Annotated in this window: 19 protein-coding genes; 13 read left to right on the forward strand and 6 right to left on the reverse strand. The window is 62.4% G+C overall.

All coding sequences use genetic code 11. From position 1 onward, the window contains the following. Nucleotides 1–53: 53 nt before the first annotated feature. Nucleotides 54–320, forward strand: coding sequence for an SEC-C metal-binding domain-containing protein (locus AMK05_RS33435; protein WP_237352132.1), 267 nt, complete (start codon nucleotides 54–56; stop codon nucleotides 318–320). Between the two features lie 102 nt (nucleotides 321–422). On the opposite strand, the gene prfH is transcribed toward AMK05_RS33435, so the two are convergent. The 3 genes from prfH to ftrA all read right to left on the reverse strand — a co-directional run bounded on the left by prfH (nucleotide 423) and on the right by ftrA (nucleotide 3,448). After that, nucleotides 423–1,037 (reverse strand): peptide chain release factor H, encoded by a 615-nt coding sequence (gene prfH, locus AMK05_RS17260; protein ID WP_049731636.1) that lies wholly within the window; start codon nucleotides 1,035–1,037, stop codon nucleotides 423–425. Then, on the reverse strand, nucleotides 1,024–2,247 hold the full coding sequence (locus tag AMK05_RS17265; RefSeq protein ID WP_064840389.1) for an RNA ligase RtcB family protein: 1,224 nt from the start codon (nucleotides 2,245–2,247) through the stop codon (nucleotides 1,024–1,026). The genes prfH and AMK05_RS17265 overlap by 14 nt, the downstream gene beginning before the upstream one ends. A gap of 199 nt (nucleotides 2,248–2,446) precedes the next feature. Continuing rightward, a complete protein-coding gene (gene ftrA / locus AMK05_RS17270; RefSeq protein ID WP_064840390.1) occupies nucleotides 2,447–3,448 on the reverse strand; it encodes a transcriptional regulator FtrA in 1,002 nt (333 codons plus the stop codon). A 70-nt stretch (nucleotides 3,449–3,518) separates the two neighbouring features. On the opposite strand from ftrA, the gene AMK05_RS17275 reads away from it, so the two are divergent. After that, nucleotides 3,519–3,929, forward strand: coding sequence for a rhodanese-like domain-containing protein (locus AMK05_RS17275; protein ID WP_049731638.1), 411 nt, complete (start codon nucleotides 3,519–3,521; stop codon nucleotides 3,927–3,929). A gap of 39 nt (nucleotides 3,930–3,968) precedes the next feature. Here the strand turns inward: AMK05_RS17275 and AMK05_RS17280 are convergent, their stop codons facing one another. Next, nucleotides 3,969–4,991: a zinc-dependent alcohol dehydrogenase family protein gene (locus tag AMK05_RS17280; protein ID WP_049731639.1), complete on the reverse strand. Its 1,023-nt coding sequence runs from the start codon at nucleotides 4,989–4,991 to the stop codon at nucleotides 3,969–3,971. A 103-nt stretch (nucleotides 4,992–5,094) separates the two neighbouring features. On the opposite strand from AMK05_RS17280, the gene AMK05_RS17285 reads away from it, so the two are divergent. The 3 genes from AMK05_RS17285 to AMK05_RS17295 all read left to right on the forward strand — a co-directional run bounded on the left by AMK05_RS17285 (nucleotide 5,095) and on the right by AMK05_RS17295 (nucleotide 9,279). Further along, the gene (locus tag AMK05_RS17285; RefSeq protein WP_064840391.1) at nucleotides 5,095–5,994 is read left to right on the forward strand and encodes a LysR family transcriptional regulator; all 900 of its coding nucleotides are present in this window, start codon (nucleotides 5,095–5,097) and stop codon (nucleotides 5,992–5,994) included. Between the two features lie 184 nt (nucleotides 5,995–6,178). Beyond that, nucleotides 6,179–6,715: a biliverdin-producing heme oxygenase gene (locus tag AMK05_RS17290; RefSeq protein WP_064840392.1), complete on the forward strand. Its 537-nt coding sequence runs from the start codon at nucleotides 6,179–6,181 to the stop codon at nucleotides 6,713–6,715. Then, nucleotides 6,712–9,279, forward strand: a complete 2,568-nt coding sequence (locus tag AMK05_RS17295; RefSeq protein WP_064840393.1) for an HWE histidine kinase domain-containing protein — start codon at nucleotides 6,712–6,714, stop codon at nucleotides 9,277–9,279. The genes AMK05_RS17290 and AMK05_RS17295 overlap by 4 nt, the downstream gene beginning before the upstream one ends. Before the next feature lie 3 nt (nucleotides 9,280–9,282). Here the strand turns inward: AMK05_RS17295 and AMK05_RS17300 are convergent, their stop codons facing one another. Continuing rightward, nucleotides 9,283–9,960 carry a TetR family transcriptional regulator C-terminal domain-containing protein gene (locus tag AMK05_RS17300; protein WP_064840394.1) on the reverse strand — a complete coding sequence of 226 codons (678 nt, stop codon included), beginning with the start codon at nucleotides 9,958–9,960 and terminating at the stop codon, nucleotides 9,283–9,285. Nucleotides 9,961–10,233: 273 nt separating this feature from the next. Here AMK05_RS17300 and AMK05_RS17305 point away from each other — a divergent pair, with 273 nt between their 5' ends. The 3 genes from AMK05_RS17305 to hydA are packed head-to-tail and all read left to right on the forward strand — an operon-like array spanning nucleotide 10,234 to nucleotide 13,527. Further along, a complete protein-coding gene (locus tag AMK05_RS17305; RefSeq protein ID WP_064840395.1) occupies nucleotides 10,234–11,487 on the forward strand; it encodes a Zn-dependent hydrolase in 1,254 nt (417 codons plus the stop codon). After that, entirely contained in the window at nucleotides 11,487–12,056 is a 570-nt protein-coding gene (locus tag AMK05_RS17310; protein ID WP_064840396.1) for an endonuclease domain-containing protein, read from the forward strand. Before AMK05_RS17305 ends, AMK05_RS17310 begins: the two co-directional genes overlap by 1 nt. A 16-nt stretch (nucleotides 12,057–12,072) precedes the next feature. Continuing rightward, nucleotides 12,073–13,527 (forward strand): dihydropyrimidinase, encoded by a 1,455-nt coding sequence (gene hydA, locus AMK05_RS17315; RefSeq protein ID WP_064822587.1) that lies wholly within the window; start codon nucleotides 12,073–12,075, stop codon nucleotides 13,525–13,527. 57 nt (nucleotides 13,528–13,584) lie between these two features. Here the strand turns inward: hydA and AMK05_RS17320 are convergent, their stop codons facing one another. Beyond that, nucleotides 13,585–13,998: a cupin domain-containing protein gene (locus tag AMK05_RS17320; RefSeq protein WP_064822588.1), complete on the reverse strand. Its 414-nt coding sequence runs from the start codon at nucleotides 13,996–13,998 to the stop codon at nucleotides 13,585–13,587. 94 nt (nucleotides 13,999–14,092) lie between these two features. On the opposite strand from AMK05_RS17320, the gene AMK05_RS17325 reads away from it, so the two are divergent. From AMK05_RS17325 to AMK05_RS17345, 5 genes are all read left to right on the forward strand, one after another. Beyond that, nucleotides 14,093–14,878 carry an ABC transporter ATP-binding protein gene (locus AMK05_RS17325; protein ID WP_064840397.1) on the forward strand — a complete coding sequence of 262 codons (786 nt, stop codon included), beginning with the start codon at nucleotides 14,093–14,095 and terminating at the stop codon, nucleotides 14,876–14,878. Nucleotides 14,879–15,050: 172 nt separating this feature from the next. After that, complete coding sequence (locus AMK05_RS17330; protein WP_064840398.1) at nucleotides 15,051–15,431, forward strand: endonuclease domain-containing protein; 381 nt, start codon at nucleotides 15,051–15,053, stop codon at nucleotides 15,429–15,431. Beyond that, nucleotides 15,428–16,357: an ABC transporter permease gene (locus AMK05_RS17335; RefSeq protein ID WP_064840399.1), complete on the forward strand. Its 930-nt coding sequence runs from the start codon at nucleotides 15,428–15,430 to the stop codon at nucleotides 16,355–16,357. Before AMK05_RS17330 ends, AMK05_RS17335 begins: the two co-directional genes overlap by 4 nt. Beyond that, nucleotides 16,354–17,481 (forward strand): ABC transporter permease, encoded by a 1,128-nt coding sequence (locus tag AMK05_RS17340; protein WP_064840400.1) that lies wholly within the window; start codon nucleotides 16,354–16,356, stop codon nucleotides 17,479–17,481. The genes AMK05_RS17335 and AMK05_RS17340 overlap by 4 nt, the downstream gene beginning before the upstream one ends. Before the next feature lie 59 nt (nucleotides 17,482–17,540). Continuing rightward, nucleotides 17,541–18,512 carry an ABC transporter substrate-binding protein gene (locus AMK05_RS17345; RefSeq protein ID WP_049731650.1) on the forward strand — a complete coding sequence of 324 codons (972 nt, stop codon included), beginning with the start codon at nucleotides 17,541–17,543 and terminating at the stop codon, nucleotides 18,510–18,512. Nucleotides 18,513–18,854: the final 342 nt, after the last annotated feature.

Genomic DNA, 18,854 nt, shown 5'->3' on the forward strand with positions numbered 1-18,854 from the left:
CGGCCTGCAACGCCGCGGAGAAATTTAATCCGCGGCGTTGCACCGAGCCCGCAATGGATCTAGGGGGATCATGCTGCACCATCGCAGCGTGCAACCGAAGAGGAGGCAGCCATGGCTCGCAAACACCTCACCGACTTCAGCTTTTGAGGTCACGTCGAAACGGCGTAAATCCTTCCCATCCGAAGCCCGGGTCAAAAAGCGGTTCGCAGATCGTTCATGGCGATGTCGAACTGATCGAGAAACTCGGCCGCAACGATCCCTGTCCCTGCGGCTCCAGGAGACGGTTTCAAGAATTGCTGCCTGCGATCCGGCCGCTATGACGGCATCGAACGGGATTACTATTTTTAGAGACCGTGACTGAAGGTGGCGGCGCCCTTTACAGAAGGGCGCCGTTTATTATGTGGTCAGAGCGACACAGCGGATCACAGCTTGAACGCCTTGACCTCGTTGCCGCGCTCGATGGTCCGGTTGGCGATGAAGCGTCCGGATTTGGCCGCCTCCTGCTTTTCAGCCTCGATTTGATGCAACATCGCTTCGAGACGCCGAAGCGCCAAGGCCTTGTTGCGGTGCTGAGAGCGTTCGTCACGCGCCGTCACCACCAGGCCGGTTGGCCGATGCAACACACGCACGGCACTATCGGTGGTGTTCTGGTGCTGCCCGCCCGGTCCGCCGGCTCTCAGCGTCTCGAAACGCAGGTCGGCCGGATCGATCGTCACCTCGCCACCCTCCGGCCCGGGTTCGATACGCTGAACCGCGACGTACCAGTTCTGCCGTTTGTGACCGGGACGCACCGGGCTCTTGAAGGTGAACCTGATCGTGCCGCAATAGCCGTTGGCAATCCGTTCCGCCTCGAGACCATCGAGGCTGACGATCGCCGACTTCGCACCGTGCCGATCCGGAACAGGACCGAGGCTGGCTTCGAAGGCACAGCCAAGCCCGAGAGCCTCGCGCTCAAGGATGCCGAGAAGTGCGGAGAGCGCCATCCGGCACTCCACCGGACCGTTGCCCGACGTCACGAGAAGATCAATAGCGCTCATGGCCGCGCCCTCCTTCCCTGCGATATTCAGGCTTTCGCCGGCGCTGTTCGACCTCCGCCTCATCAACCGCCTTCTTGAAGGTGACGAGCGGCCGCAGGCTGGCAAGCCCGACGATCAGCCCCGCCTTTTCGAGATCGCTCACCACCTGTCCGGCATCCTTGTAGGCCGACGCCGCTTCTTCGACGACGAGGGCACGATCGTCGCAGATCGCGATACCGCCCCAGGGATTGCGCAGCAACTGTTCGCGTTCGGACCGGTTGCGGCCGACCCGTCCGTGCATGGTGGCGCGATCATATTTGCGGCCGGCCCCATGAGAAATGCCGCCGAGCGAACGGCCGATGTCGGCACTCGCGACAACGACATGGCTGAGGCTGGCCCGAGATCCCGCAATCGGCGCGAGTTCGCCGGGTGCGACGGCCGCAGCGCCCTTATAATGCACAAACCCGCGATCTGAGCGGCGAACGAGATTGTGCGGTATGTCGGCGATGAGACGCAGGTCGGCACGAAGTGCTAGAGCCGCCCGCACTGCGATCAGTCGCCGGTTCAGCGATGCCCAGGCAACGCAGCGGTCATGGCTCGCAAGCCAGGCAGCACCCGCCTCCGAACCGGGATCCAGACCGGCGGCAAGTCCCGAATGAGCAGCCAATGTCTCTGAGAAAACCGCGACGCCAAGGGCGCGTGAGCCGGAATGAACAAGTAGATAAAGGCCCTGATCGTCCAGACCGGCAGCGCGCCCGCCCTCGGCAAGATCTTCCACCGCCTGCAGCTCGCAGAAATGGTTGCCGCCGCCGATAGTGCCCAAGGCATCGGGCGCCAGATCGGCGGCCAGACCTATCTCGGCGAGCCACTCGCGCCCCTCTCCGATGGGCTGCGTGTCAAGCCGGCGAAGCCGCTCCGCCGCCTTGTCGATCTTCAGCTTGCGCAGCGGCAGATCGAGGCCGAACAGCGACATGCCGCAGCCGATATCGTTGCCGATCAGCAGCGGGTGCAGCCGAGACGACAGCAGGGCGACGCCGGTCGCACCATATTTGCCGGGATGCAGATCCGGAAAGGCGGCGATTTCCGAAACACCCGGCAGGCGCGACATCTCGTCGAGCTGGTCCAAGGCAGCGCCTTCGATCCAGGCAGAGCCGGAAAAGAAACGATTGATGACCGCCGGACCTGACGCCGACGTCGTCGGGGAGCTTGCGCTCCCGATAGAATTGCCCATGATAATGAACTCTGGATATGAGTGGTCTTTCATCACCGGAAACGGCGATGTTCAACCGGCATCATCAGCCCGTTGGCCGACTTAAGCCGAAACCCTCTCGGGGCGTGCGGAGATAGTCGTCATCGTGGCGCTCCCTTTCCAGAACAATAGAGAGCGCCCGTTTAGGCGAAGTGAGACATAAATGCAAGCGTGAGGTGGCTCAATCGCCGAACGACCGCCTATAGGCACTCGGGCTCGTCCCGAGCCGCCTGCGAAAATGATGCCGCATCGTCGCCAGCGTGCCGAAGCCGCTGGCGACGGCGATGTCGTCGAGCGAAACGGCAAGTTCTTTCTCCAGCAGATCGCGGGCATGGCGCAGCCGCTCCTTCAGCAGCCATTCGCCGACACTGAGACCCGTCGTCGCTTCGAAGCGACGCTGGAAGGTGCGCATGCTCATGCCCGCTCTTCCAGCAAGCAGGCTGATCGGCTGCTGCTCGGAAAGGCTTGCCCGCATCCATTCGATCAGCGGCCCCAGGCGGATGCCCTCGCGCGCCTCGGGGACCGGCGCGTGGATGAACTGCGCCTGTCCGCCTTCGCGGTGCGGCGGCACGACGAGGCGGCGGGCGACGCTGTTTGCCGCCTCCGCGCCGAAATCGCCGCGCACCACATGCAGGCAGAGATCGATGCCGGCGGCACTGCCCGCCGCCGTCAGCAGGCTGCCCTCGTCGATGTAGAGAACGTCGGCATCGAGCGCAATGTCGGGATAACGTGCGGCGATCGAAGCGACGTAACGCCAATGTGTCGTCGCCCTGCGGTTGGCAAGCAGTCCCGATCCGGCCAGAACCGCAACGCCCGAACAGAGCGACATGATGCGCGCGCCGCGCTGATGCGCTGCCTTGAGCGCTGCGGCGAGCGGCGCCGGCACCGGCGCCTCGATCGCCCGCCAGCCGGGCACGACGATCAGATCCGCCTCGTCGAGCACCTCCAGCCCATTGTCGACCGCGACCGTCAGCCCTCCGGCGGCGCGAAGCGGACCCGGCTCGATGCCGCAGACAGAGAAGCGATACCAGCTCTCACCCATCTCCGGGCGCGGCAGGCCGAAGACCTCGTAGGTGATGCCGAATTCGAAGGTGCAGAGCCCGTCATAGGCAAGGGCTACGACCAACGGTCCTTTCGTCTGCTGCGGTGATGCGTTTGGCATGATCTTTACGCTGTCGGTCATAATGGCCAATTTCGCAGAGCTTTAACATCGGCGATACCGGGCGGCAACTCCAACGAAGAAGGAAAGATCGATGCCAAGCCCCGTCACCGAAATCCCGGCCGCCGCGCCCGATATCGCCGCCGCCCATTATGCCGCCAAGCTCGCCTTCGAAACCGATTGCTCCGATGTCCACGCTGCCTTTGCCGGCGCCAAGGTCGATTTCGTCCTCCTCGACGTGCGCTCGCCGGCGCTGTTTGCCCAGTCCCACTTGCCGGGTGCGATCAACCTTCCACACGGCAAGATGACCGCGCACCGCATGTCGGAATGGGCGAAGGACACCCTCTTCGTCGTATATTGCGCCGGTCCCCACTGCAACGGCGCCGACAAGGCCGCTTTCCGCCTGGCCAAGCTCGGCCTCAAGGCCAAGCTGATGATCGGCGGCATGACCGGCTGGGCCGACGAGGGATTCGCCTTCGAAAGCGAAGCCATTGCCGCCGAATAGGAGAACGCTCCCCTCGACGGTGCGAGGGGAGCGCATGTCTCAGAACTCGATGACGACCTTGCCGAACGGGCCGCGATAGAGATGATCGAGCGCCTGCGGCAGTTCCTCGAAAGAATAACGTCTGTCGATCACTGGCTTCAGCTCCGTCTGGTCGACGGCGCGCACCAAATCCTCCAGCGCCCGGCGATGACCGACGGTAATTCCCTGCACGACAGGCGCTTTCAGAAGCAACGGCGCCACGGGCGCCGAGACTTCAAAGCCCTCAAACACGCCGATCACCGAAATCCGGCCGTTGACCGCCACAGCCTCCAGCGCCCGGCCGAGATGCGGCCCGCCGACGATTTCCAGCACGTGGTCGGCGCCATAATCGCCAGTCAGTTGATGGAGCTGCTCGACCCAGTCGCGCTCCTTGCGGTTGATCAGATGATCGGCCCCGAGCGCCGATGCACGTTCGAGCTTCTCGCTGCTGCCTGATGTGATGAAGACTTCGGCGCCATGCGCCTTGGCAATCTGCAGGCCGAAAAGCGCAACCCCGCCGGTTCCCTGCACCAGCACCTTGTCGCCGGCCTTGAGCTTCCCGCATTCGATGAGCGCAAACCACGCCGTTAACCCGGCGCAGGGCAGCGTGCTGGCTTCAGCCGCATCGAGCGTATCAGGCGCAAGCGCGAACCATTCCTCGGAAAGCACCGTGTGCTCGGAAAGTACACCTGAATAGAAGCCACCGCGCGTCTGATAATGTGGATTGCGGGCAGTTCCAGGCCCGCGTCCGTCGATCCAGTCCGGGGAAAAGGTGGAGATCACCCGATCGCCGGGTTTGAAGCGCGTGACATCAGGCCCGACGGCATCGACCACACCTGCCATGTCCGAGGCCGGGACGAAGGGGAACTGCAATGGCAGGCCCATGCCGCTATCAAGCACCAGCCTGTCGCGGAAATTGAGGGAGACGGCCTGCGTCCGCACCCGGATCATCGTGCCTGACACATCAGGAATTCTGCCTTCGCCGATCGTCAGATTGGCCTCCGGGCCGATGGCATCGGTCTGCCATTGTCTTGTCGTCTGCATCTTTCTGCTCCTTCTCGATGGGCGGAGCGGTAGATATATCGTTGAATATTCCTCTCTAGTTGCGATATTAAGTCGTCGGAATGGTGCCATCAAGGAAACAAAGATGGAGCAGTTGAAGGGAATTTCGATCTTTGTCGAGACGGTCGAGGCCGGTGGTTTCTCGGCCGCGGCCGAGCGGCTCCATCTCACTCGCTCGGCGGTCAGCAAGACGATTGCAAGGCTCGAAGAGCGGCTCGGCGTCCGGCTCTTCAACCGCACGACCCGTGCCCAAAGCCTGACCGACGAAGGCCGGTTCTTCTACGAGCGTTGCCTGAGAGCCGTCGAGGAAATCCGCATCGGCGAGGCCCAGCTTGAATCGGGCAAGCGCGAAGTCCGTGGCAGGCTGCGTGTATCAATGCCAGCGCTTTTCGGGCGCCATTGTGCCGCTCCGATCCTGACCCGGCTGCTCGACGACCATCCGGATCTCGAACTCGACCTCTCCTTCAACGATCGCGTCGTCGATCTTCTGGAGGACGGCTTTGACCTTGCCGTGCGCAACGGTCCGCTGAAGGACAATTCCGACCTGATGACGCGGGCAATCGCTCGACAGCCTATGACCGTCTGCGCTTCGCCCGCCTATCTGGAAAAATACGGGGTGCCACAAACGCTGGACGATATCGCCCATCATCAGGGCATCGTCTATCGCCGCGGCGACAACGACAAAGCCTGGACTTTTCCGGCAACGGCAGGTCCCGCACGCGAAGTTCTGCCGAAATCGCGGCTGCGGCTTGACGATCTCGCCTCGATAGCCGACGCGGCAGTAAAGGGCCGCGGGCTCGCCTGGCTCACCTGCTGGCTGGTGCGCGACAGGGTCCTGTCGGGCGAACTCGTGCGGGTTCTGACCGATAGACCGCCAAGCGTCTTCGAAGCCTACGCCGTCTGGCCGAGATCGCCCGTGATGTTGCCAAAGGTGCGCCTTGCCATCGATATGTTGGCAACAGATCTGCCGCGCCTGATGGGTTGAAGTTGCCCCCTGATAATTTCGTCCTCCAAAAATCCGATGAAGGCGAACAACCAGCTGCGAAAACAGGGGAAGCCCATGTTTTTCTATGGGTTTGCCTGGAAATACCAGGATGCTGCAATATATCGCTAACTTGCCATCCCGCATGAACGGCATCGAATGCCATTTTACTTAGAACACGGTCCGCATGTCACTTCGCAGCGTGCTCCGCGCACAAACAGCAGATTGCCACGGCGAGGTCGACGAGCTTTTCAGCACCTTCGATCTCTCCAATAGACAGCAGTATAGAACCTTCCTGCGCGCCCATGCCCGGGTCGTGCCGGCGGCCGAAGACGCCCTCGAGGATGCGGGAATTGCCCACCTGCTGCCCGACTGGCCGGAACGGCGGCGCACGCAGCTGCTGTTGGCCGATATCGGGGAACTCGGCGATCCATTGCCCCAGCCCCTTCCGCCACCGGCATTGCGGAACGACGCAGCGCTCTGGGGCGCGCTCTACGTGCTCGAAGGCTCCAAGCTCGGCGGCGCCCTGCTTGCCAAATCCGTGCCCGATCACCTACCCGGCAGCTATCTCAGGCCACAGGGTCCAAAGGGCGCCATCAGGATCTTCATGGAGCGTCTCGATGCCAGCGGCATAGACGATCCCGCGGCCGCCGTTTCCGCAGCCCGCGATGTTTTCGGCCTCTTCCTCAAAGCCGGGCAACTCGAACTGGAAGCCGTCCCATGAGCGGCACGATTGAACCCGTCGACCTGACCAACTGCGACCGGGAGCCGATCCATCAACTCGGCGCGGTTCAGCCCTTCGGCTTTCTGCTGGCGATATCCTCGGACTGGATTGTCACGCGTGCCTCGGCAAATCTGGCAGAGTTCCTCGGCATTGCACAGCCCGACGCGCTCGGCCGGCCTGTCACCTCGCTGATCACGCCCGAGGCACTTCACACCATCCGCAACAAGCTGACCACGCTGCGCGGGTCGGATGTCGTCGAGCGCATTTTCGGCATTGCTCTGACCTCGGATCAGAGCAAGTTCGATCTTGCCGTGCATATGAATGACAATGGGGTCATCGTCGAAGGCGAGCGCTGCCAGGAAGACAGGCGCAACGCCCCCTCCCTCTCCATGCGCAGCATGATGTCCCGTCTCGACCACACGGAAACGATGGAGGCTTTCTTTCGCGACGGGGCAAGGCAGGCGCGCGCCCTGACCGGCTTCGATCGGGTCATGGTCTATCGCTTCGACGAAAGCGGTTCCGGCGAAGTGGTGGCGGAAGCCGCTCGGGCCGGCATCGGCTCGTTTCTCGGGCTGCACTATCCGGCATCCGACATCCCTGTACAGGCACGGGCGCTCTATCTGCGCAACCTGTTCCGCATCATTGCCGATGTCGACGCCGTCCCGGTTCCGATCCTGCCTGAACGCGATGAGTACGGACAGCCGCTCGATCTCTCCATGTCGGTTTTACGTTCGGTCTCGCCGATCCATATCGAATATTTGAAAAACATGGGCGTCGGCGCGTCGCTCTCCATATCGATCGTCGTCGACGGCAAGCTTTGGGGCCTGTTTGCCTGCCACCATTACGGCCCGCGCCTGCCTTCGGCTGAAAGCCGCTCCACCGCCGAGCTGTTCGGCCAGATGTTTGCCTCGCGCCTTGAAAGCCGCGAACGGCGGCTGGCGCTCGACTACGAGACCAAGGCGCGCCGCATCGCCGACCGGCTTCTTACCTCCGTCGCCGACAATGCCAGCCTGCTCGACGATCCGGCTTGGCTGATCGAGGCGCTCGCCGACGCCATTCCTGCCGACGGCATCGGCGTCTGGATCAACGGCCGGCTGGCGCTTGCCGGCATCGGGCCGGATGAGAGAAGCTTTGCAGCCCTCGTCCGCCATCTCAACCGCAATGCCGCCGGCCGCATCTATGCCGTCGACAGGTTGGCTGAGACCTATCCCGATCTCGAACTCGACGATGCGGTGGCCGGCATGCTCGCCATCCCGATCTCGCGCTCGCCGCGCGATTATGTCGTGCTTTTCCGTCAGGAGCTGGTGCGCACGGTCCGCTGGGGCGGAGATCCGCACAAGCCGGTTGAATACGGCCCCAACGGTCCGCGGCTGACGCCGCGCAAGAGTTTCGAGGCCTGGTCCGAACTGGTGCGCGGCCGCTCCCTGCCCTTCACCGAGGCCGAGCGGCGTGTCGCCGAAACGATCCGCGTCACGCTGATCGAGGTGGTCTTGCGTCTCACCGACGAGGCCAGCATGGCGCGGCAGACGGCAAACGAGCGCCAGGAACTGCTGATCGCCGAGCTGAACCATCGCGTCCGCAACATTCTGAGCCTCATCACCGGCATCATTCGGCAATCGCAGACGACGTCAGTCAGCGTCGGCGACTACATCCGCCAGATCGAGGGCCGCGTCCAGTCGCTCGCCCGCGCTCATGACCAGATCACACGCGATCACTGGGCGCCGGCCTCGCTGCGGCAATTGCTGGCGGCCGAAACTGCCGCCTATCTCGGCAAGAACGCCCCACGTATTCAGATGATCGGCGAGGACGTGCTGCTGGAACCGCAGGCCTTCTCCACCGCCGCCCTGGTTTTCCATGAGCTGATGACCAACAGCGCCAAATATGGCAGCCTTTCCGGCACCGACGGTACGGTCGAGCTCGGCTGGCATCGCGACGACCAAGGCCATCTGCACATTGGCTGGCGCGAAAAGAACGGTCCGTCCGTCAGCGAACCCACCCGCCAAGGCTTCGGTTCGACGATCATCCGGCGCTCGATTCCCTATGACCTCGGCGGCCAAGCGAATGTCCGTTTCGTCAAGGGCGGTCTCGAAGCGGATTTCCGTATTCCGGCGCGGTATGTCGTCGGCCCGACGAGCGAACGGTCAAATTCAGCGCCGGTCGGAGCGGCCGAACGCCGGGCGGTTGCTGGTGATCATCAGCCGCTCTCCGGGCTGAAGGTGCTGCTGGTGGAAAACAACCTGATCATCGCCATGGATGGGGAGGACATCCTGCGCCGGATGGGCGCCGACGTCGCAACGGCGCCAAGTGTCACCGAGGCGATGCAGATCCTGGCCGGCCATTCCTTCGATCTGGCGCTTCTCGACGTCAATCTCGGCGATGAGACGAGTTTCGGGATTGCCGACCGACTGGCGGCCGAAGGCGTGCCCTTCGTTTTTGCCACAGGCTATGGCGAAGGCATCGCTCAGGCGAACAGCCATTCGGACGCGCCCGTGCTGCAGAAACCCTATACGATGGAAGGCGTGACGGACACACTCGCCCGTCTGCCGCTTGTTAGAAAGCGATAAACGTCAGCTCTCGGAGCGATCCGGCCGCAGCCCGCCAATAAAGAGCTGCTCCAGAAACCGCGCCGCATCCTCGAAGCGGCCCTCGCCGGAATGCTCCTGTCCGAGCACGGCACGCACCTGCACGTCGAAATCCGCATAATGCTGCGTCGTCGACCAGATGGAGAAGATCAGGTGATAGGGATCGCATTTGATGATCTTGCCTGATTTCGCCCAGGCGCGGATGACCTCCGCCTTCTCGTCGACCAGTTCCTTCAGCGGCCCCTTGAGCTCGTCCTCGATATGCGGTGCGCCCTGCAGCACCTCATTGGCGAAAAGCCGGCTCTCGCGCGGAAAATCGCGCGCCATCTCCAGCTTGCGTCTGATGTAGCTGCGGATTTCCTCCTCCGGATTGCCCTCGGCGTCGAAGGCGCGCAGCGGCTCCAGCCAGGTGTAGAGCACCCGGTCGATCAGCGCCCGGTGCATAGCTTCCTTCGTCCGGAAATAATAAAGCAGGTTGGGTTTCGACATGCCGGCCACTTCGGCGATCTGGTCGATGGTCGAGCCGCGGAAGCCGCTTGCCGAAAACACGTCAAGCGCCGCCTCGAGAATCTGCTCTTCCTTCTCCTCCTGGATTCGCGTCCGCCTCAGGGTCTTCGCTGCTCTCGGTATGGTCACAGGCTGTCGTTTCCCCTTGAAATTCAACTTCTTCGCTCAAGTTTTGGTGAGAAGACATCCCTGCCGCTTTCCTAAGCAACTGCCCGTATTTTTATCGGCAATTTTCGTGATTTTCGTCTTGAGCCCGGCGGTGGAAGTTGTAATGTTTACCAATCGGTCAAATTATCCGCCAGATGAAAAACAAAGGCAACTGGCGATTTTCCGGCGCTCGACAAAACCAATAAGAGGCGCTGGAATAGACCACGGGAACAGGCGGGCATGCCCTTTGCATGACTGCCGCAAACAGGTGAGGGCATAAAAATGGTGGCAGCACCAGGCGAGAACATGCGCGTCAATGGCGACCGTCTCTGGGACAGTCTCATGGATATGGCGAAGATCGGCCCCGGCATCGCGGGCGGCAACAATCGCCAGACGCTGACGGATTCGGATGCCGAGGGCCGCAGCCTTTTCAAGACATGGTGCGACGAGGCGGGCCTGACCATGGGCGTCGACCAGATGGGCACGATGTTCGCCACCCGGCCCGGCACCGATCCGGAAGCCCTGCCCGTCTATGTCGGCTCGCATCTCGACACCCAGCCGACCGGCGGCAAATATGACGGCGTTCTCGGCGTGCTCTCAGCCCTCGAAGTCGTGCGCACCATGAACGACCTCGGCATCAGAACCAAACATCCTATTGTCGTCACCAACTGGACGAACGAGGAGGGCGCGCGTTTTGCCCCGGCCATGCTGGCCTCGGGTGTCTTTGCCGGCGTCCACAGCCTTGACTTTGCCTATAATCGCCGGGATCCCGAGGGCAATCTGTTCGGCGACGAACTGAAGCGCATCGGCTGGGTCGGCGACGAAGAGGTCGGCGCCCGCAAGATGCATGCCTATTTCGAATATCACATCGAACAGGGCCCGATCCTCGAGGCCGAAGACAAGCAGATCGGCGTCGTCACCCACTGTCAGGGCCTGTGGTGGCTCGAATTCACCCTGACCGGCAAGGAAGCCCATACCGGCTCGACGCCGATGAACATGCGCGTCAATGCCGGTCTTGCGATGTCGCGCATCTTGGAAATGGTTCAGGGTGTGGCGATGGGCGAGCAGCCGGGTGCCGTCGGCGGCGTCGGCCAGGTCTTCTTCTCGCCGAATTCCCGCAACGTGCTGCCGGGCAAGGTGGTTTTCACCGTCGACATCCGCTCGCCCGACAAGGCCAAGCTCGACCGCATGCGGGCAAAGATCGAGGCGGAAGCGCCCAAGATCTGCGATACGCTGGGCGTCGGCTGTTCGATCGAGGCGATCGGCCATTTCGCGCCGGTTACCTTCGACGAAAAGCTCGTCACCGCGGTCCGCTCCGCCGCCGAACGGCTCGGCTACAGCCACATGAACCTCATTTCCGGCGCCGGCCACGACGCCTGCTGGGCCGCCAAGGTTGCGCCTGCGACGATGGTCATGTGCCCCTGCGTCGGCGGCCTCTCGCACAATGAAGCCGAAGAGATTTCCAAGGAGTGGGCGACGGCGGGCGCCGACGTGCTGTTCCATGCGGTGGTCGAGACGGCGGAGATCGTGGTGTGATGTCTAACGTCGCGCCCGGAGCCCCCTCATCCGACCCTTCGGGCAACCTTCTCCCCGCTGGGGAGAAGGGAGTGGCTAACGTTGCCGCTTCCCCCTTCTCCCCTCGGGGAGAAGGTCCCCGAAGGGCGGATGAGGGGGCTCCGGGCGCGACGAAAATTATCAGACAGGATATTCGTAAACATCGCCCAGCGAAAACCGGGCAAGCCCGCCAGCTTCGCCGCAACGAAACCGAAGAGGAATACCACCTCTGGAGCGACCTGCGCGCCCGCCGCCTGAACGGCGACAAATTTGCAAGGCAGGTTCCGCTCGGCCCGTTTATCGTCGACTTCCTCTGTCGCGAAGAGCGACTGATTGTTGAGGTCGATGGTTTCCAGCATGCCGAGAGCGTCACCGATCAACGCCGAACCAAATGGCTCAATGCCAACGGCTATTCGGTCTTGCGCTTCTGGAATCAGGAAATTTCACGCGAACGACGCTCGGTTCTTGAAACGATCCTGGCTGCATTGCTGGGCCGCCTCGAATTCAGCTCCGAATTGCCGAGCTTTTATTCGCCTGCCGAACAACGATAAAGAATAGGGAACGATCATGACCACAGTCATCAAGAACGGCACCATCGTCACCGCCGACCTCACCTACAAGGCTGACGTCAAGATCGACGGCGGCAAGATCGTCGAGATCGGCCCTGACCTCTCGGGCGACGAGACGCTCGACGCCTCCGGCTGTTATGTCATGCCGGGTGGCATCGACCCGCACACCCATCTCGAAATGCCCTTCATGGGCACCTATTCCTCCGACGATTTCGAGAGCGGCACGCGTGCGGCCCTTTCCGGCGGCACCACCATGGTGGTCGATTTCGCCCTTCCCGCCCCGGGCCAGTCGCTGCTGGAAGCGTTGACCATGTGGGACAACAAATCCACCCGCGCCAATTGCGACTATTCCTTCCATATGGCGGTCACCTGGTGGAGCGAGCAGGTCTTCAAGGAGATGGAGACCATCGTTCGCGACAAGGGCATCAACACCTTCAAGCACTTCATGGCCTACAAGGGCGCGCTGATGGTCGACGACGACGAGATGTTCGCCTCTTTCCAGCGCTGCGCCGAACTCGGCGCCCTGCCGCTGGTGCACGCCGAAAACGGCGACGTCGTCGCCTCGATGTCAGCAAAGCTGCTGGCCGAGGGCAATAACGGCCCGGAAGCACATGCCTATTCCCGCCCGGCCGAAGTCGAGGGCGAGGCCACCAACCGCGCCATCATGATCGCCGACATGGCCGGCTGCCCGGTCTATATCGTCCATACCTCCTGCGAGCAGGCGCACGAAGCGATCCGCCGCGCCCGCGCCAAGGGCATGCGCGTCTACGGCGAGCCACTGATCCAGCATCTGACGCTCGACGAGAGCGAATATTCCAATCCCGACTGGGATCACGCCGCCCGCCGGGTGATGTCGCCGCCCTTCCGCAACAAGCAGCATCAGGACAGCCTCTGGGCCGGGCTTGCCTCCGGCTCGCTGCAGGTAGTCGCCACCGACCATTGCGCCTTCACCACGGCGCAGAAGCGTTTCGGCGTCGGCGACTTCACCAAGATCCCCAACGGCACCGGCGGCCTGGAAGACCGCATGCCGATGCTCTGGACGCGCGGTGTCAACACCGGCCGGCTGACGATGAACGAATTCGTCGCCGTCACCTCGACCAACATCGCCAAGATCCTCAACATCTATCCGAAAAAGGGCGCGATCCTCGTCGGCGCCGATGCCGATATCGTCGTCTGGGACCCGAAACGCTCCAAGACCATCTCGTCGAAGAGCCAGCAGTCGGCGATCGACTACAACGTCTTCGAAGGCAAGGAAGTGACCGGCCTGCCGCGCTACACCCTGACGCGCGGCGTTGTCGCGATCGAGGAAAGCACTATCAAGACCCAGGAAGGCCACGGCGAGTTCGTCCGGCGCGAGCCGGTGACGGCCGTCAGCAAGGCGCTATCCACCTGGAAGGAGATCACTTCTCCGCGCAAGGTGGAGCGCAGCGGCATCCCGGCAACGGGCGTGTAATATGGTGCGTCACCATACGGCCATCAATCGGGGACCGATGCCTCCATGCCAATGACCTCACGCCGGCACCAGCACATCCAGCTCCGGCAGCAGCACGACGCTCTCCTGCTCGTTCGGGTCGGTGCGGGCGATAACAGCCGTGCACGGCGTGCTGCTGAGATTTGCCGGCAGATGCGGCACGCCGGCCGGGATATAGAAAAGTTCGCCGGCATGGACGACGACATGATGCTCGAGCCGGTCTCCGTACCAGGTATGGGCCTCGCCGGAGAGCATGTAGATCGCCGTCTCGTGCGCCTCGTGCAGATGCGCCTTGGCGCGCACGCCGGGCGGGATCGTCAGCAGATGCATGCAGATGCCCTTGGCGCCGACCGTCTCGGCCGCTATCCCTTCGAAATAGCTGAGCCCCTGCTTGCCGTCATAGGCATGGTTGGGGCGAACGATGTGGCAGGTGGGTTTTGATGTCGCGTCCATTCTCTTCCTCCATGAAATGCGCCGCCGGCAGGGCCTGCGGCGATGGTAACACGCAATCCGCCTCCCCGCGGCGAAAACAAGAACGGTCGCATTGATGCAAGCACCCTCCGTCGTATCCGCCAAGGATCTCTGTCTCACCTACCAGGCGAATGACGGCCCGGTGAATGCGCTGAGCGATGTCAATCTCGATGTCCGCAAGGGCGACTTCGTCTCTTTCATCGGCCCGTCGGGCTGCGGCAAGACGACTTTCCTGCGCGTCATCGCCGATCTCGAAAAGAGCACCTCGGGCGAAATCTCGATCAACGGCATGACGCCGGAGGAAGCCCGCAAGGCCCGTGCCTACGGCTATGTGTTTCAGGCTCCGGCGCTCCTGCCCTGGCGGATCATCGAAGACAATATCGCCCTGCCGCTGGAGATTATGGGTTATCGTGGCGCTGATCGCGCGCGGCGGATCGCCGAAGCGCTCGATCTGGTCGGCCTCTCCGGCTTCGAAAAGAAATTCCCCTGGCAGCTTTCCGGCGGCATGCAGCAGCGCGCCTCGATCGCCCGCGCACTCGCCTTCGACGCCGACCTGCTGCTGATGGACGAACCCTTTGGCGCGCTCGACGAAATCGTCCGCGACCATCTGAACGAAGAGCTGCTGAAACTCTGGGCCCGCACCAACAAGACCATCTGCTTCGTCACCCATTCCATCCCCGAGGCGGTCTATCTCTCGACCAAGATCGTGGTGATGTCGCCGCGCCCGGGCCGCGTCACCGACGTGATCGACTCGCCCCTGCCGGCCGAACGCCCGCTCGACATCCGCGACACCCCCGAATTCCTGGAGATCGCCCATCGCGTCCGCGAAGGGCTGAGGACGGGGCATAGCCATGAGGTTTAGGCGCGAGTTGTTGGAAAAGACCCCTCCCCAACCCCTCCCCACAAGGGGGAGGGGCTTTAGCGCCGAACCCGTCGCCGATCTTGACACTCTTTCACGACGGTCGTTGGAGAACTCGGCGAGTGCCGCAGGTTTGCCCCTCCCCCTTGTGGGGAGGGGTTGGGGAGGGGTTTAAATGCCACATTCAAACATCACCCCCAAAACCCGCGACACAGCAAAGCGCCTTCGCCGTGAATTGACGAAAGCCGAAGCTGCGATGTGGGATATGCTTCGCGATCTCAGGCCCTATGGCGCCAGATTCAGGCGCGAGACGCCGATCGGCCCCTATATTGCTGATTTTGCCTGGCTCTCGGCGCGGCTCATCATCGAAGTCGACGGTGACAGCCACGAAACGACTGCCGGCCGCCGGCATGATCTTGTCCGGGATGCGTTCCTGCGCAATGAAGGCTTCAACGTGCTTCGCTTCGACAACGCCCAAGTCTTGGACGGCCCCGACTACGTGTTTCTGACTATCGAAAAGCACGCAGCTCCGTTTTTGAAGGAGCGCGCAGCGTGAAACCCGACACCTTTAAAAACAAGATCATCCCCGTCACCACCATCCTGCTCGTCCTCATCGCCATCTGGTATGTCGCAGCCGTGCTGATGAACGCGCCCTTCCAGCGCGATATGGACAGCCGCGCCGGCGCCACGCCGACGACGCTCGAATTCATCGGCAAGACGCTGGCGCAGCCGAAGCCGATCCTGCCGGCGCCGCATCAGGTGGCGCAGAATGTCTATGAGAACACTGTCCTGCGCAGCCTTTCGAGCAACCGCAGCCTTGTCTATCACAGCTGGGTGACGCTCTCCTCCACCCTGCTCGGCTTCGGCTTCGGCATGCTGCTCGGCATTCTTCTTGCGGTGCTGATCGTGCACAACCGCGCCATGGACCGTTCGCTCATGCCCTGGCTGGTGGCGAGCCAGACCATCCCGATCCTCGCCATCGCGCCGATGATCGTCATCATCTCCTACAATGTGCTGACCGGCGATAATGCGATTGCCCATCTCTTGAACCTCGATTCCGACGCTTCCCGCCTTGTCTCCAAGGCGCTGATCTCCACCTACCTCTCCTTCTTTCCCGTTGCAGTCGGCATGGTGAAGGGCTTGCGGTCACCGGAGATCATGCATCTCGACCTGATGCGCACCTATTATGCCAGCCCGATGCAGACCTTCTGGAAGCTGCGGGTTCCAGCCTCGATCCCCTTCCTCTTCACCTCGATGAAGGTGGCGATCGCCGCCAGCCTCGTCGGCGCCATCGTCGGCGAACTGCCGACCGGCGCTGTCGCCGGCATCGGCTCCAAGCTGCTTGCCGGCTCCTATTACAGTCAGACGATCGATATCTGGGCGGCCCTGGTCGCCGGATCGCTGCTGGCCGGCATCCTGGTCGCGATCGTCGGGCTTGCCGCGAAAATCGTCGACCGCGCCATGGGCGGGAGGCCGGCATGAGACATCTGACCTTCTCCTGGCAGGGCGTAACCGCCCTCCTCCTCTGCCTCGCAGCGCTGATGACCCTGCCGCTTCTGGCCGACGGCGCAGCGCGGCCCTTCAGCGACGGCACGGCAAGCCTCGTCTTCATCATCGTCATCGCCGCCGCGCTGCTGTCCTTTGCGCCGCAACCGCCGGCCTACCGTGCGACCGTGCTGTTCATCGGCGCCCACGGCGCCGCCTGGATGCTGCTTTCCGCGCTCTCCGGCAACGAGGGCACGGCAACGCGGGCTTTCTTCCTGCTGCTCTTTTCCTGCTGGCTGCTGGCTTGGCGATGCGTCACGGAGCTGTCGAAACTGCAGCCCGTCACTGCTTTCGGCAAATCGGCGCTCCAGCTGCTGATCCCGGCCATCTTCGGCGCCTGGATCCTCATCCTCTGGGAGGCGGCAACGCGCGGCGCCGGCATTCCCTTCATCATCCTGCCGCCACCAAGCGCCATCGGCACCCGTATCATGGCCTCGCTGCCGATCCTCGGCGACGACGTCAGACAGACGATCTTCAAGGCGGTATTGATCGGTTATATTATCGGCTGCCTCAGCGGCTTCATCGTCGCCGTGCTGGCCGATCGCGTCGCCTTCCTGCGGCGCGGCCTGCTGCCGATCGGCAACATGGTCTCAGCCCTGCCGATTATCGGCATCGCTCCCGTCATGGTCATGTGGTTTGGCTTCGACTGGCCGTCGAAGGCCGCTGTCGTCATCATCATGACCTTCTTTCCGATGCTGGTGAACACCGTCGCCGGCCTTGCCGCCTCCGGCAGCATGGAACGCGACCTGATGCGCACCTATGCATCGAGCGACTGGCAGACGCTGCTGAAGCTCAAGCTTCCCGCTGCCATGCCCTTCATTTTCAACGCGCTGAAGATCAACTCGACGCTGGCGCTGATTGGTGCCATCGTTGCCGAATTCTTCGGAACGCCGATCGTCGGCATGGGCTTCCGCATCTCCACCGAGATCGGCCGCATGAATGTCGACATGGTCTGGGCGGAAATCGCCGTCGCGGCGCTGGCCGGCTCGATCTTTTATGGCGTCATCGCCCTGACCGAACGGGCGGTGACATTCTGGCATCCGTCTATCCGTGGTGGCTAGGCGCGCGCGGGCTTCGCAAACGGGGTCCGGGCATAACTTCAGAGGGTAAGGATAAGAAAATGAAAAAGTTGATGGTTGCAATGATGGCGAGCGCCATGACGCTGGCCGCCGCGCACGCGATGGCCGCCGACAAGGTGGTTCTGCAGTTGAAATGGGTCACGCAGGGCCAGTTCGGCGGCTATTACGTTGCCAAGGACAAGGGCTTCTATAAGGAAGAGGGCCTCGACGTCGACATCAAGCCGGGCGGCCCCGACATCGCCCCCGAACAGGTGATCGCCGGCGGCGGCGCCGATGTCATCGTCGACTGGATGGGCGGCGCGCTCGTTGCCCGCGAAAAGGGCGTTCCCCTCGTCAACATCGCCCAGCCCTACCAGAAGTCCGGCCTGGAAATGATCTGCCGCAAGGACGGCCCGGTGAAGACCGAAGCCGACTTCAAGGGCCACACGCTCGGCGTCTGGTTCTTCGGCAACGAATATCCCTTCTTCGCCTGGATGAACAAACTCGGCCTCTCCACCGAAGGCGGCGCGAACGGCGTCACCGTGCTGAAACAGAGCTTCGACGTGCAGCCGCTCGTGCAGAAACAGGCCGACTGCATCTCCGTCATGACCTATAATGAATACTGGCAGGCGATCGATGCCGGCTTCAAGCCGGAGGAACTGACGGTCTTCAACTATACCGAGATGGGCAACGACCTCCTGGAAGACGGCCTGTATGCGATGGAAGACAAGCTGAAGGATCCGGCCTTCAAGGAGAAGATGGTCAAGTTCGTCCGGGCCTCGATGAAGGGCTGGAAATATGCGACCGAGAACCCTGATGAGGCCGCCGAGATCGTCATGGACAATGGCGGCCAGGACGAGAACCACCAGAAGCGCATGATGGGCGAAGTCGCCAAGCTGGTGGGCGACGGTTCCGGCAAGCTGGACGAAGCGCTCTATGCCCGTACGGCAAAGGCACTGCTCGACCAGAAGATCATCAGCAAGGAGCCCTCGGGCGCCTGGACGCACGACATCACCGACGCCGCGTCCAAGTAATCGCGGCACCATTTCGAGGCGAACGCGCGGGGAGAGATTTCCGCGCGTTTCGTATTTTTACGGCCTGCATGAAAAAATGCCTTTGCCACTGTCGCATTTGTCCGGCGTCAAACGTCATTGGGGTAGAAGCAGGATCAATCATCGTCATGTTCGCATAACCCTTCCGTGATTGATTCAGGTTCTGATGGTAATTATTATCGGCTCATGGGGAATTGTTTTCTGCCGGGCTTGCATATCGAGCAAATCGATACCAATTAGAAGCCGATTTGCCGGCGAGGGATGAAGGCGGCAAATGATGTGTGGATACCCTTGAGAATGCAGGAAAGGCAGTGGCCTGGTCGC

Source organism: Rhizobium sp. N324, assembly GCF_001664485.1.
Taxonomy (GTDB): domain Bacteria; phylum Pseudomonadota; class Alphaproteobacteria; order Rhizobiales; family Rhizobiaceae; genus Rhizobium.